Origin of the sequence: Kosakonia sp. CCTCC M2018092 (assembly GCF_003864115.1) — a bacterium.
Lineage (GTDB): Bacteria > Pseudomonadota > Gammaproteobacteria > Enterobacterales > Enterobacteriaceae > Kosakonia > Kosakonia cowanii.
In genome coordinates, this window is sequence record NZ_CP034225.1 from 4,263,396 (window position 1) to 4,276,610 (window position 13,215).

Sequence of the window (13,215 nt, forward strand, 5' to 3'; positions counted from 1 at the left end):
TTTGTGCATACCGGGGAGAATGCTTCTCCCCGATTCCCTCTTCCCCATCTTATTTGGCTTCGCCCATCTCCCGGCGTATATCCTTTTATCTTTCCCCCCGATTAAGTGCTTGCACAGGGCGATTATTGCATTTACCAGACTTTACCTGACGCGGGAAACGATAAGCCCACATAATGTTAAAATCGCTCCTTTGCACTTTTGAATGACCTGAATGACAACAAAACAGGGACGCGGAGCGATCGCAGGCCATCTGCTTGCGACAAAGAAGCGAAACCTCAATACATCTGGGAGGAAATGTGACTCAACACAACAAGGGAAAGCGCGTTAAGGCGAGTGTGCTCACCGCCTTTATTACTTCACCCGCCGCAGGCGGCATTATTCTTATTCTGGCTTCAGCGGCGGCGATCATTATTGCCAACTCGTCACTGCAGCAGGATTACACCGCTCTCCTCGCCCATAAGCTTGCCGGTATGTCCGTTGAACACTGGGTCAACGACGCGCTGATGGCTATCTTCTTCTTACTGGTTGGGCTGGAGATCAAGAGAGAGTTATTAGCGGGCGAGCTTTCGACCTGGAGCCAGCGGGCGTTACCTGGCTTTGCCGCGCTGGGCGGCATGATTGTCCCGGCCCTGATCTATCTCTTTTTCAACAGAGGTAGCGCAGAAGCGATGGCGGGCTGGGCGATTCCGGCCGCGACGGATATCGCCTTTGCGTTGGGCGTGCTGGCGCTATTAGGCAGCCGCGTCCCTGTTTCGCTGAAAATATTCCTCTCAGCATTAGCAATTCTTGATGATATGGGTGCCGTGGCGATTATTGCCCTCTTCTATACCAGCCATATCTCGTTTGTCATGCTCGCCGCGGCGGCCCTCACGCTGGTCGCGCTGTTTGTGATGAATCGTGCCGGTATCAAAACGCTGTGGCCCTATCTGCTGGTCGGCTGTGCGCTATGGTTCTTTATGCTGCAATCTGGCGTGCATGCCACCATCGCGGGTGTGTTACTTGCGCTGTTCGTGCCGCTCGGTGCGGATGATACGCAGGAGTCGCCTCTCGAGCGGCTTGAGCATGGCCTTTCGCCGTGGGTCACCTTCCTGATCCTGCCCATCTTTGGCTTTGCTAACGCTGGCGTATCGCTCTCTGGCCTGACCGCAGAAGAGATCCTCTCTCCGGTTCCGGTTGGCGTCGCGCTCGGTCTGTTTATCGGTAAACAGGTCGGCGTATTTGGGCTATCACTGCTGGCGATCCGCACCGGGCTGGCGCGCCTGCCAGAGAGCAGTAGCTGGATGCAGCTGTATGGCGTTTCCGCGCTCTGCGGCATCGGCTTCACCATGAGCCTGTTTATCGGCAATCTTGCTTTCCCGACCTCCCCGCTGCTGGTTGACGAAGTCAAAATTGGCGTGCTGGCAGGCTCGATCCTCTCTGCCATTGTTGGCATGGTCGTTCTGCGCCTCTCCTTGCAGCGGCAAAGATAAAACTCTGCTGGCGCGGATATAACAACAGTGCCGGGTGCATGTCACCCGGTATTAGGTTGATCCGCAAGCCACGACAATAAGCGCCATCATTACTGCATGAATTCTTATATTTAATAGGGATATATTGAAGGGAGTAATAACTTCTCCTGACCATCATATTTGTTACTATTTTGCTGTGCGTTTTTATCCGTTCAGGGCCACTAACCTATGGAATAAATTGATTATGAGTGAACAAGATCTTTCGACAAAAAAGCCGGGTAACACGATTAATAAGCCGGTGTTTTTCACATCGGCGTTATTAATCGTGCTCCTTGTGGCTTTCGCATCGCTTTTCCCCGAACTGGCTGACAGCAAATTCAAGCTGTTACAGCAGGAGCTTTTCACCAATGCCAGCTGGTTTTATATCCTAGCCGTCGCGCTGATCCTGCTGAGCGTCACCTTCCTTGGGCTTTCGCGTTACGGCGATATAAAACTTGGCCCCGACCATGCACAGCCCGATTTCAGCTACCACTCCTGGTTCGCAATGCTCTTTTCGGCAGGCATGGGTATCGGCCTGATGTTCTTTGGCGTCGCCGAACCGGTGATGCACTACTTGTCCCCACCGGTGGGGACACCTGAAACCGTCGAGGCGGCGAAACAAGCGATGCGCCTGACCTTTTTCCACTGGGGTCTGCATGCCTGGGCTATCTACGCGATTGTCGCGTTGATCCTCGCCTTCTTCAGCTACCGTCACGGTTTACCGTTGACGCTGCGCTCCGCGCTCTACCCGATTATCGGCGATCGCATTTATGGCCCTTTAGGTCACGCCGTCGATATTTTCGCGGTGATCGGTACGGTCTTTGGCGTGGCGACCTCGCTGGGCTACGGCGTATTGCAGGTCAATGCTGGTCTGAATCACCTATTCGGCGTGCCGATTAATGAAACGGTACAGGTTATTTTGATCGTTGTGATCACCGGTCTTGCCACCATTTCCGTGGTATCGGGGCTGGATAAAGGGATTCGTATTCTCTCTGAACTGAACCTCAGCCTGGCGCTGCTGCTGCTGGCGTTAGTGATGCTACTTGGCCCGACGGTGCTGCTGCTTAAATCCTTTGTCGAGAACACCGGCGGATATCTCTCCGAGCTGGTGAGTAAGACATTCAACCTTTACGCCTATGAGCCGAAGTCGAGCAACTGGCTGGGCGGCTGGACGCTGCTCTACTGGGGCTGGTGGCTCTCCTGGTCGCCGTTTGTCGGTATGTTTATCGCCCGCGTCTCCCGTGGCAGAACGATCCGCGAGTTTGTCACCGGCGTGCTGTTTGTCCCGGCTGGCTTCACGCTACTGTGGATGACGGTGTTTGGTAACAGCGCGATCCATCTCATTATGACCGAAGGCGCACGTGACCTGGCTGATACCGTGCAGCAGGATGTCGCGCTGGCGCTGTTTAACTTCCTTGAGCACTTCCCTTTCTCCGGCATCCTGTCGTTTATCGCTATGGCGATGGTGATCGTCTTCTTTGTCACCTCCGCTGACTCAGGTGCCATGGTGGTGGATACCCTCGCCTCCGGCGGCTCAAGCCATACGCCGGTCTGGCAGCGCATCTTCTGGGCCGGGCTGATGGGCGTGGTGGCGATTGCGTTGCTGCTGGCTGGCGGTTTGAGTGCCCTGCAAACGGTGACCATTGCCAGTGCGCTGCCCTTCTCGGTGATCCTGCTGATCTCCATTTATGGGCTGTTAAAAGCATTGCGTCGGGATCTCACTAAACGTGAAAGCCAAAGCATGGCGACCATCGCGCCAACTGCGGCACGCAACCCTATTCCGTGGCAGCGCCGGTTACGCAATATTGCCTATCTGCCGAAACGCTCGCTGGTAAAACGCTTTATGGATGATGTTATCCAGCCGGCAATGACGCTGGTGCAGGATGAGCTGAATAAGCAGGGAACGCGCAGCACCATCAGCGACGCGGCGGATGATCGTATTCGCTTTGAAGTCGACCTGGGCGATGAGCTTAACTTTATCTATGAAGTGAGGCTGCGCGGTTACAACGCCCCGACCTTTGCGATTTCGGGTCTCGAGAACGATGAACAACAGGCGGAACAGCATAAATACTATCGTGCTGAAATCTACCTGAAAGAGGGCGGGCAAAACTATGATGTTATGGGCTGGAACCAGGAGCAGCTGATCAACGATATTCTTGATCAATATGAAAAACATCTACACTTCCTGCATCTGGTTCGTTAACCACGACAACACCGCCTGCGGGCGGTGTTTTTTCATCTGGTTATCAAAGCCTGACGCGCTTAATTTTGCCGAAATGACAACGAGTTAATGGAGACCCTGGATGGCCAATTTTTTTAAGAAGTTGTTTGGCGGCGGTAACGATAACGCGAAGGATGAAGCGCTTCGCGAACCCGAGCTGACCATTGCCCGCGCCAATTATGAGATGCAGCAGCGTACGCAGGCGGCAACGGAGATGTGGGGGATCGACAGCGCCGAGTGGGGTGTCGATCTCGATGCCGGCACCATTACCTTTACCAATCATGAAAAGGGGTGGGTCATTACCGCGCCGGTTCAAGTGGTGGGCACCTATGACACGGAAGAGGGCTCCTGGCTATGGGGATGGGATCACCCTTCTGTGCGCGAACCGCTCGGCGAATATGCCGCCTGCGTGCGCACGTTCGGCGAGCAGCATGGCCTTGAGGCCTTAACCACACGCCAGATTAGCGCTTCAACAGAAGATGCCTGGACCTTTACCGCACTCGCCTGCCATCTTGGCGGCGGTCAGGGTGGATATAGCGGCCTCGCTGGCACGACCCGGGTATTTATGGTCTATGACAATGTGACTATTAATAAACAAGCGTAACCGTATGTTGCAGATCTGGAAAATAACCGTCACAGCAGCTTTTTTCCGGATCTCAGCATTAAGCAAAATCTCAATTCATGCTCAACTGTTATCAAATAAATAGAGCAGACTGTTATGGTTTTTAATAACGTCCCATAGCCACCCGCCTGAGAAGAACCCCACCTAACCATATGAAATACAAACTCTTTTAAACCACAACTTTTATGCTTATTTATTATTAATAACAGAATAAAAAGCAGATAGTTCTCAAAAAAAAGAGAGTGCGCAAATGTCTTTTATAATTAAATAAACAGTGATTAATTCAAAACAGCGACTTATTATTTATTATACAAAGTGTCTTATCGCTTATAAGAAAACTTTTTTTAGCGACAACTCTTATAAGGCGATTTAAATATGCATCTTTATTCGCTCAGGGCGATTTTTTATTAATTAAAAGATGCAGGTTTGACTCAGCTGGAGATCTTTTCCAGAGAACGCTCACCAACGCAGGGGCGGCAGAAAAAGCAGAGCGCACTGAAAGAGTGAGAGCCTCGCTTCGCAGCCCCTAACAGGAGGAGACCATGAGCACCATTGATACCGAAAAAAAGGCAGGCGTGCTTATCGAAAAGGCGGTTAAACAGCTGCTGAACACGGATGAGGCAGTCTCTTTTCGCGCCGTGCTGGAAATACTCAATGACAAACGCAAACAGGCAGTAAACCGCGAAGGCATTGCCGCCTGCGACAGCGCTATTGATGAGATTCAGGCGATGATTGCTAAAACCACGAACGAACGTTCCCGTGCGCCTGTAAGCCGTAAGAACTTCCTCGCACAGTGGAAGCCGGGCGCGGACGACAAAATCCATTAATAAAAAAACGGCAGCCTCCGCTTGCACAGAGGCTGCCGCGATAAATCCATTTATTTAGATATCATCCTGAGTGCGATGAACAATCATCTCCAGCGCGTTGCGCAGGATATCATTCTGGACAACATCGGATTCCGTTTCGAGGCGGCTAATAAGGGCCAGAATCAGATCCTTATTAGTTACCACGGTTTTCACTGATTTCAGTGCAAAGGTCAGCTCGTCAATAATCTGTTTTTCGGCCTCAAAGGCATGAAGCTTGCTGTCTGTAGTCTCAAATGTCTTAAAAGTCGCGTTATTCATCATAAACTCGCTAAAAAAAGTGACGTGGCTATCCTTTGCAGTCAGCCCAGTATGTTGTACAGATTTCCCCACGAAACTTGTACAACACCGACAAGTTAGACGTGAAAACGTTAGCGCGCAATCTTTTTAAAGATATATCCTCTCGTTTTGATACCCTTCCCCCTTCCCACCCCTTGTATAGCGCGCTCTGACGCGGCTTTGCAGGGTGATGTTAACCTGCTCAGGAGAGAAGAGATGGGCTGCAATGAGTTCGATTTTTATGAAGATGATGAGGGTATAACGACGGATTTAACCCTGCCCGCTTTTGGCGCGCAGGAAGTGCAATGCACTGCCCTTGAGTGCGATGTGGTGGATGAAAATATAAGGGAGACAATCGCCTTTCTTATTCATCAACAATACGCCGTTTTTGATAAAGCGATTATCGAAGCGCAGAGCTATACGGCGCGGGTCTATTCCGCACCGCCCGGCGATCTGACGCTAATAAAAATCTATTTGTTGCCGCAGGAGGAGAAGAGTTTCGGTTTACTCTTTTCAGCGGAAATCGATCCTGAACACGGTCTGGGTATGAAATTCAAAGGATATGACTTAACGGAAATTGGCAGCGCGGAAACGGCTTTTCTCTGACGCGTTATTTCGCTGAGATTATCCTCCCTGCCCCAATAAAGAAAAACCCCCTCTTTGCAGAAGGGGTTTTGATTATCAATCGGCTTTTTTCTTGCGCGACGCGCGTTTGGCTTTGGTCGCGGCGGCTATTTTTTGCGTTTTCTCAGAGGGCTTTTTCGCTTTTTTCGCCTTGCCCTTGGCTTTATCGCCGCGGAATTCGCTATCCGGCTCGAAATTCACCTTTTTATTGGCCTGGCGACGCGGCGGTTTTTTGCTCGCGTTGCTGCGCCCTGCGGTGCCTTTCTTATTACGCTCGCGATCGGTTTTACCCGGGTTACGCGGGGCGCGCTCGCTGGAGATGAGCGAGAAGTCGATTTTGCGCTCGTCCATATTGACCGCTTCAACCTTCACTTCAACCCGGTCGCCGAGGCGATAGGTCTGACCGCCGGATTCGCCAATCAGGCGCTGACCAACCTGGTCAAAACGGTAGTAGTCGTTATCCAGCGACGAGACGTGCACCAGACCGTCGATAAAGAGATCCACAAGACGCACAAAGAAGCCGAAGCCGGTGACGCTGGCGATGACGCCGGAGAAGGTGTTACCCACCTGATCCTGCATAAAGTCGCACTTCAGCCAGTCCGCAACATCACGGGTCGCTTCATCAGCGCGGCGCTCGGCCATTGAGCAGTGCTGACCCAGCTGGAGAATCTCTTCCATGCTGTAGTGCCAGCCGCCCGTCGCAGTGCTGTTGCCCTTCTCGCCGTTCTCTTTCGCCAGCAGATACTTGATCGCGCGGTGCAACGAAAGATCCGGGTAGCGGCGAATCGGCGAGGTAAAGTGCGCATAGGATTGCAGCGCGAGACCAAAGTGGCCGCGGTTTTCCGGATCGTAGATTGCCTGTTTCATCGAGCGCAGCAGCATGGTTTGCAGCATTTCGTGATCGGGACGATCGGCGATCGACTCCAGCAGCGCGGCATAATCGCGCGGCTCCGGCTTGTTACCGCCCGGCAACTCCAGACCCAGCTCGGCGAGCACGGTACGGAACGAGGTAATAGCGTCGTTGGTCGGTTTATCGTGAATACGGAACAGCGCTGGCTCTTCTGCCTTCTCAACGAAGCGTGCCGCAGAGATGTTGGCGAGGATCATGCACTCTTCAATCAGCTTGTGCGCGTCGTTACGCTGCGTCTGCTCAATGCGCTCAATACGGCGTTCGGCGTTGAAAATGAACTTCGCCTCTTCGCTCTCAAAGGAGATGCCGCCGCGCTCGGCGCGCGCCTGCTCAAGGGTTTTATAGAGGGTATGCAGCTCTTCAATGTGTTTCACCAGCGGCGCGTATTGCTCGCGCAGCTCGCCATCGCCCTGCAGCATATGCCACACCTTGGTGTAGGTCAGACGCGCGTGGGAGCTCATTACCGCTTCGTAGAACTTATAGCCGGTCAGACGCCCTTTGGCGGAGATGGTCATCTCACACACCATACAGAGGCGGTCTACCTGCGGGTTCAGGGAGCAGAGGCCGTTGGAGAGCACTTCCGGCAGCATTGGAACGACCTGCGACGGGAAGTAGACGGAGGTGCCGCGATTACGCGCTTCGTTATCCAGCGGCGTACCGTGGCGCACGTAGTAACTGACATCGGCGATGGCAACCCATAAGCGCCAGCCGCCGCCGCGTTTCTTCTCACAGTAAACGGCGTCATCAAAGTCGCGGGCGTCTTCGCCATCAATAGTGACCAGTGGCAGATTGCGCAGATCGACGCGGCCTACTTTGGCCTCTTCCGGCACCTGCTCTTTCAGGTCGGCAATCTGTTTTTCAACTTCTGGCGGCCACTGGTAGGGAATTTCATGGGTGCGCAGCGCCATATCGACGGCCATGCCGGTGCCCATGTTGTCGCCCAGCACTTCAACAATTTTACCTACCGCTTTGGTGCGGCGAGTCGGGCGCTGGGTCAATTCGACCACCACCACAAAGCCCATGCGCGCGCCCATAATCTCTTCAGGCGGGATAAGGATATCGAAGCTCAGGCGGCTATCGTCCGGCACTACAAAGCCGACGCCTGCGTCGGTGAAGTAGCGGCCGACAATCTGCCCGGTTTTCGGCACCAGAACGCGGACAATGCGCGCTTCGCGGCGACCTTTGCGATCCGCGCCCAGCGGCTGCGCCAGCACCTGATCGCCGTGGATGCAGGTTTTCATCTGCTCGCTGGAGAGATAGAGATCGTCTTTGCGGCCTTCAACGCGCAGGAAGCCGTAGCCGTCGCGGTGGCCGATAACAATGCCTTTCAGCAGGTCGAGACGTTCGGGTAAGGCGTAGCACTGGCGGCGGGTGAAGACCAACTGCCCGTCGCGCTCCATGGCGCGCAGACGGCGGCGCAGGGCTTCGTGTTGTTCTTCGCCTTCGATATTGAGCTCAACAGCCAGTTCATCGCGGCTGGCAGGCTTTTCGCGTTTGGAGAGATGGTCGAGGATAAATTCGCGGCTGGGAATAGGATTAGAGTATTTTTCAGTTTCGCGTTCGAGGAAAGGATCTTGTGACATAGCGGTTCCTCCGTTGTCAGCTCTGGCGGAGCGTTTCGTCATTCCACCAGCAATAATTTGTAAAGCGGTTGATTCTCTTCAACCAAATCGGCAAGCGTGTAGTTATCAAGTTCCTTCAGGAAACTCTGCACGGCTTTTGAGAGGGCGACTTTCAGTCGGCAAGCGTTGGTGATGTGGCAAAAATCGCTGTGGCAGTTCACCAGCGTTAGCGGTTCAAGGGAGCGCACAACATCACTGATACGAATATCTCGCGCGGGCTTGCCCAGGCGGATACCGCCATTTTTTCCACGCACCGCCGCGACATAGCCTTCACGACTTAGCTGATTGATTATCTTAACCATATGATTACGGGAGACACCATACGTTTCTGTCACTGCAGAAATGTTGGTCATCTGCCCTTCCGGCAATGCCGCCATGTAAATCAAAGCGCGTAAACCGTAATCGGTAAAGCTTGTTAACTGCACACCAACCTCAATAACAGGAAAAAAAGCGAGATACCCGCAGGTATTGACTTTATTGATGATAAACCAGCCACCAGTCAGGTCGCTAATTTATTTGAACAGAAAGGTAAAAAAAGCGAGGAGAAAGGGCGCGGATTTCGCGCCCTTAAGCAGGATTATGCGTCGAACGGGTCGCGCAGAATCATGGTCTCAGTGCGATCCGGACCAGTAGAGATGATATCGATCGGTACACCAGTAAGTTCTTCAATACGTTTGATGTAATTGAGCGCTGCCTGCGGCAGACCGCTGCGCTCTTTCACGCCAAAGGTGGTTTCAGACCAGCCCGGCATGGTTTCGTAGATCGGCTCGATACCTTCCCAGTTGTCGGCTGCCAGCGGCGTGGTGTCCACTTCGCGGCCATCCGGCATGCGGTAAGCGACGCAGATTTTCACCTCTTTCAGGCCATCCAGCACGTCCAGCTTGGTCAGGCAGAAACCAGAGAGGGAGTTGATCTGTACGGCACGGCGCACGGCAACGGCGTCCAGCCAGCCGGTACGACGACGACGACCGGTGGTCGCGCCAAATTCGTTACCCTGCTTGCAGAGGAACTCGCCGGTTTCATCAAACAGTTCGGTCGGGAACGGACCTGCACCCACGCGGGTGGAGTAGGCTTTGATAATGCCCAGCACGTAATCAACGTAGCGCGGGCCAAGGCCGGAACCGGTCGCAACACCGCCAGCAGTGGTGTTAGAGGAGGTGACGTACGGATAGGTACCGTGGTCGATATCCAGCAGCGTACCCTGCGCGCCTTCGAACATGACGAAGTCGCCGCGCTTACGCGCCTGATCCAGCAAGTCGGAAACGTCAACAACCATGGCGGTCAGGATGTCGGCAATTGCCATCACATCGTCCAGCACTTTCTGGTAGTCAACCGCTTCAACTTTGTAGTAGTTCACCAGCTGGAAGTTGTGATATTCCATCACTTCTTTCAGTTTATCGGCGAAAGTCGCTTTATCGAACAGGTCGCCAACGCGCAGACCGCGACGGGCAACTTTATCTTCATACGCCGGGCCGATACCGCGACCGGTAGTACCGATTGCTTTCGCACCGCGCGCTTTCTCGCGAGCGACGTCCAGCGCAACGTGATAATCAAGGATTAACGGGCAGGCTTCAGAGAGCAGCAGACGTTCGCGAACCGGGATACCACGGTCTTCCAGTTCTTTCATCTCTTTCATCAGTGCAGCAGGCGACAGCACAACACCGTTACCGATGATGCTGGTGACGTTTTCGCGAAGAATGCCTGATGGAATAAGATGGAGGACGGTTTTTTCACCGTTGATTACGAGAGTATGGCCTGCGTTGTGACCGCCCTGGTAGCGTACAACATATTTAGCCCGTTCAGTCAGAAGATCGACAATCTTCCCTTTACCTTCGTCACCCCATTGGGTGCCCAGTACGACGACGTTGTTACCCATTTTTTCAAAATCACCGTTTGCTTAAAAATGGATTCTACCACCGCTTTTTTAGAGAATCAGCACTTTTTCCGTGCAAAATTCCCGCGAGTTAGCCGATTATTGCCTTAGCCAATCGTTTTCCTCAACATGTAGTAGACAACGATGCCTGCGACCACAAGTCCGCCGCCAAAACGGCGCAAAATATTATCCGGAAGCTGGCTCAATGAGGCGATCATTCGCCGCCAGGCACGCGGATAAAGCATCGGGCCAAGCCCTTCAAGCACCAAAACTAACGCCAGCGCGAGCCAGATTGTTGCGTTCATGGGTCATCCTTACAAAAGAAAAACCACCGCCTGAGGCGGTGGTTTTCATTATCAAAAACCGTTGACGCGATATTAGCGCGCGGTGGACGCCGGCGTCTTCATATAACGGAAGAAATCGCTATCCGGGCTGAGTACCATCACATCCTGATTGCTGTCGAAGCTGTTTTCGTACGCACGCAGGCTACGGATAAAGGCGTAGAAGTCCGGATCCTGGCTGAAGGCATCAGCAAACAGTTTCGCCGCTTCGGCATCGCCTTCACCACGCATGATGCGACCCTGACGCTCGGCTTCCGCCAGCGTTTTCGTCACTTCATAGTCCGCGGTAGCGCGCAGTTTTTCCGCCTCTTCCTGGCCCTGTGAGCGGTGGCGACGTGCAACCGCTTCACGCTCGGCGCGCATACGGTTGTAGATCGCATCCGACACTTCCGTCGGCAGGTTGATCTGCTTAATGCGCACATCGACCACTTCAATGCCCAGCGCGGCCATACTGTTCGGGTTGATGACCGGCACTTTGCCGTTCGTTTCAGCCTGAACGCGTTCAGCGGCTTTCGCGATAGCATCGTCCGCCGCAGGCGTAACCACTTCATCTTCGGTGCCCGCAGAGCCAGAGTTCAGCGCATCGCGCACTTCCGAGGTCAAACGGCCGCGGGAGTCGGTGACGATATCTTTAACATCCAGGCGACCAATCTCAGAACGCAGACGGTCAGAGAACTTACGTTTCAGCAGCACTTCTGCCTGGGAGACGTCACCGCCACCGGTAGCCAGGTAGTAACGGCTGAAATCGCTGATGCGCCACTTGATGTAGGAGTCGACGATCAGATCTTTCTTCTCTTTGGTCACAAAGCGATCCGCCTGGTTATCCATGGTCTGGATACGCGCATCAAGCAGTTTGACCGATTCAATAAACGGCAGTTTGAAGTGCAGGCCCGGTTCGAAGACTAACGGCTTGTTGTCGCCGTCACGCAGCACTTTACCGAAGCGCAGCGAAATTCCGCGCTCGCCCTCTCGCACCACGAAAATCGAGGTGAAAAACACTACCAGCACGATGATGATGATCGCGATTACTGACTTACGCATCGTTATTCCCCCTGACGCTGGTAGTCGTTACGCTGCGCGTTGACGCGGCGTTGATCCATGATATCTCCCGCTGAGGAAGTCGAATTGCTGTTGGCGCTGCTGCCGGAGTTGGAGGCAGGCGGCAGACGCAGCAGATTATTTGCGCCGTTGCTGTCGCTCTTCGCCGCCGGCGCGCTACCGCCTTTCAGCATCTGATCCAGCGGAAGCACCATCAGGTTGCCGCCTTTATCATTCACCAGCACTTTACGGGTGTGGCTCAGCACTTTCTCCATCGCTTCGATATAGAGACGCTCACGGGTGATTTCCGGAGCAGCTTTATACTCAGGCAGGATCTTGGCAAAACGCGCCACTTCACCCTGCGCTTCCAGCACGGTCTGCGTTTTGTACGCGCGCGCTTCTTCGAGGATACGCTGCGCCTGGCCGTTCGCACGTGGCTGCACTTCATTGGTGTAGGCTTCCGCTTCACGAATGAACTGCTGCTCGTTTTCACGGGCGGCAATCGCATCATCAAACGCGGCTTTCACCTCTTCCGGCGGACGAGCGGCCTGGAAGTTGACGTCCAGCAGGGTAATACCCATGTTGTAAGGACGAATGGTCTCTTCCAGCTCGCGCTGGGTATCGCTACGAATAACGGTACGCCCTTCGGTCAGAATACGATCCATGGTGTATTTGCCGATTACGCCGCGCAGGGCGCTGTCGGTCGCCTGGCGCAGACTGTCATCGGCGCTGGCAACGCTAAACAGATAGCGCTCAGGATCGGTCACACGGTACTGCACGTTCATCTCAACGCGCACGACGTTTTCATCAGAGGTGAGCATCACGCCAGAGGCCGCCAGTTCACGAACGGATTCGACGTTTACCGCCGTCACGTTGTCGATAAAGGTCGGCTTCCAGTTCAGACCCGGTTCAACCAGGTGACTGAACTTACCAAAGCGTGTCACCACGCCGCGCTCCGCTTCTTTAATGGTGTAGAAGCCGGTTGCAGCCCAGATCACCACGGCAGCAACGGCAGCGATGCCGAACACGCGCCCGCCCAGTGGACTGCGAGGGCCAGAAGCGCCTGGATTACTCCCGCCGGTGCCTTTGCCACCGCCCAGACCGCCGAGCTTTTTGCTCAGCTTGCGGAAGATATCATCCAGATCAGGTGGCCCCTGATCGCGACCGCCTTTGTTTCCATTTCCCTCAGAGTTGCCGCCTGGTTTGCTGCTTCCCCACGGGTCGCGGTCTTGTCCGTTGTTACCGGGCTGATTCCACGCCATGTATGTGCTCCATATTTATTTTGCGGTGTATGCCCGCACAGGCGGGCACCCCCAAAGGGGAAAAATCTTCAGG

Annotated in this window: 12 protein-coding genes; 5 read left to right on the plus strand and 7 right to left on the minus strand. The window is 54.0% G+C overall.

Going from position 1 to position 13,215, the window contains the following annotated elements; genetic code table 11:
- Window positions 1–296: 296 nt before the first annotated feature.
- The 4 genes from nhaA to EH164_RS20110 all read left to right on the plus strand — a co-directional run bounded on the left by nhaA (window position 297) and on the right by EH164_RS20110 (window position 5,157).
- Window positions 297–1,469 carry a Na+/H+ antiporter NhaA gene (nhaA, locus tag EH164_RS20095; protein WP_241174986.1) on the plus strand — a complete coding sequence of 391 codons (1,173 nt, stop codon included), beginning with the start codon at window positions 297–299 and terminating at the stop codon, window positions 1,467–1,469.
- Between the two features lie 223 nt (window positions 1,470–1,692).
- Window positions 1,693–3,690: a choline BCCT transporter BetT gene (locus EH164_RS20100; protein WP_124970411.1), complete on the plus strand. Its 1,998-nt coding sequence runs from the start codon at window positions 1,693–1,695 to the stop codon at window positions 3,688–3,690.
- Window positions 3,691–3,790: 100 nt separating this feature from the next.
- On the plus strand, window positions 3,791–4,312 hold the full coding sequence (locus tag EH164_RS20105; RefSeq protein ID WP_124970414.1) for a DUF6882 domain-containing protein: 522 nt from the start codon (window positions 3,791–3,793) through the stop codon (window positions 4,310–4,312).
- Window positions 4,313–4,872: 560 nt separating this feature from the next.
- Entirely contained in the window at window positions 4,873–5,157 is a 285-nt protein-coding gene (locus EH164_RS20110; protein WP_042711827.1) for a hypothetical protein, read from the plus strand.
- A gap of 54 nt (window positions 5,158–5,211) precedes the next feature.
- On the opposite strand, the gene EH164_RS20115 is transcribed toward EH164_RS20110, so the two are convergent.
- On the minus strand, window positions 5,212–5,457 hold the full coding sequence (locus EH164_RS20115; protein ID WP_094192953.1) for a biofilm development regulator YmgB/AriR family protein: 246 nt from the start codon (window positions 5,455–5,457) through the stop codon (window positions 5,212–5,214).
- 231 nt (window positions 5,458–5,688) lie between these two features.
- Here EH164_RS20115 and EH164_RS20120 point away from each other — a divergent pair, with 231 nt between their 5' ends.
- Window positions 5,689–6,078, plus strand: a complete 390-nt coding sequence (locus EH164_RS20120; protein WP_124970417.1) for a hypothetical protein — start codon at window positions 5,689–5,691, stop codon at window positions 6,076–6,078.
- Between the two features lie 75 nt (window positions 6,079–6,153).
- Here the strand turns inward: EH164_RS20120 and rnr are convergent, their stop codons facing one another.
- The 6 genes from rnr to hflK all read right to left on the minus strand — a co-directional run bounded on the left by rnr (window position 6,154) and on the right by hflK (window position 13,142).
- Window positions 6,154–8,589, minus strand: a complete 2,436-nt coding sequence (gene rnr / locus EH164_RS20125) for a ribonuclease R (protein WP_124970421.1) — start codon at window positions 8,587–8,589, stop codon at window positions 6,154–6,156.
- A gap of 38 nt (window positions 8,590–8,627) precedes the next feature.
- Window positions 8,628–9,053 (minus strand): nitric oxide-sensing transcriptional repressor NsrR, encoded by a 426-nt coding sequence (gene nsrR, locus EH164_RS20130; protein ID WP_023478375.1) that lies wholly within the window; start codon window positions 9,051–9,053, stop codon window positions 8,628–8,630.
- A 152-nt stretch (window positions 9,054–9,205) separates the two neighbouring features.
- Complete coding sequence (purA, locus tag EH164_RS20135) at window positions 9,206–10,504, minus strand: adenylosuccinate synthase (RefSeq protein ID WP_023478343.1); 1,299 nt, start codon at window positions 10,502–10,504, stop codon at window positions 9,206–9,208.
- A gap of 104 nt (window positions 10,505–10,608) precedes the next feature.
- Window positions 10,609–10,806, minus strand: coding sequence for a DUF2065 domain-containing protein (locus tag EH164_RS20140; RefSeq protein ID WP_023478406.1), 198 nt, complete (start codon window positions 10,804–10,806; stop codon window positions 10,609–10,611).
- 72 nt (window positions 10,807–10,878) lie between these two features.
- Complete coding sequence (gene hflC / locus EH164_RS20145; protein WP_124970424.1) at window positions 10,879–11,883, minus strand: protease modulator HflC; 1,005 nt, start codon at window positions 11,881–11,883, stop codon at window positions 10,879–10,881.
- Between the two features lie 2 nt (window positions 11,884–11,885).
- The gene (gene hflK, locus EH164_RS20150; RefSeq protein ID WP_023478440.1) at window positions 11,886–13,142 is read right to left on the minus strand and encodes an FtsH protease activity modulator HflK; all 1,257 of its coding nucleotides are present in this window, start codon (window positions 13,140–13,142) and stop codon (window positions 11,886–11,888) included.
- Window positions 13,143–13,215 lie beyond the last annotated feature (73 nt).